1 protein-coding gene is annotated in these 904 nt (G+C 53.1%); it reads right to left on the bottom strand.

What is annotated here, in order from left to right:
• Positions 1-235 (bottom strand): hypothetical protein (locus tag AC1D35_RS36425; protein ID WP_477942900.1); only part of this gene is annotated, 235 nt, incomplete at its 3' end.
• Positions 236-904 lie beyond the last annotated feature (669 nt).

Genomic DNA, 904 nt, shown 5'->3' with positions numbered 1-904 from the left:
CGAAAAATGCTAATACCGCATAAATAATAATCAGCGACAGACAATAGATGACATAAGCGCGTCTCAGCGAAAAGCTGTCCTTGAGATTCCAGACCGTTAGATCCTTGAAATCGCGGAAGGCGGCGGCATTGACATCGTAACTCGGCTCCGAAAATCGTTTCCAGGCAAAGGCACAAATAATCAAGCAGCCTGCGAGTGCCGCGACGATGAACTGCCCAGAAACGGCGATCCCCACGAATGGAAAATCTCTTCGGTTGCCGGGTATCAGCAGACCGAATTGCCACAATGATTTGGGGACTGTCGATGGCCAATACGCAGAGTCAGAGTCCAATCCTTGGCCTTTTCTTGATGTCAAATCTCTAGCATTGCTGTTGCTGCGGATTGCATGGACCGGCCAACGCCGTTGGCCCTCCGACAGGGCCGACGACCGCCAAGGCAAGCGCTGCCACAGTTAAAAGGAACAGGATCTTCCTTGCCATTCGGCCCTCCATGGCTGGGTTGCTACTATTGCAATTTAAGAATGTTCTAATTATAGGCTTACMGACCGTGATTTGCAACTCCTGATCTTCAGGTGGATCTGGCAATTCGCGGACTGAGGTTAAAGGTTTTCCCGGATCGCGTCGCAGACGGAGCCACRACGGCAAAGCAACTTTGCGTGACGCAGCAAGGGCGCGTCTTTCACCAAGCCGCAGCCGGGAGGACCACGGGTTTTCAATCACTGAAGATACTAGGGTCAACGCAAGCGTTGCCGGCTCGCGCGGTCTCATCGAGATTAGCGCCCTGGGATTTGCATCCCTATCGTTGCGGCAGCTCGAACGCCTCAACCTTTCACGACAACCGTCCGTCGTGGCGAGGAATGATCGGTCGGACCACTACCAAACCAAACTTGAATATAGCGTAGCCG

The sequence above is a fragment of the Rhizobium sp. P1_E6 genome, assembly GCF_056405875.1.
Note: the sequence above shows the minus strand (reverse complement) of the source record. Positions and strands in the feature narration are given on the sequence as shown.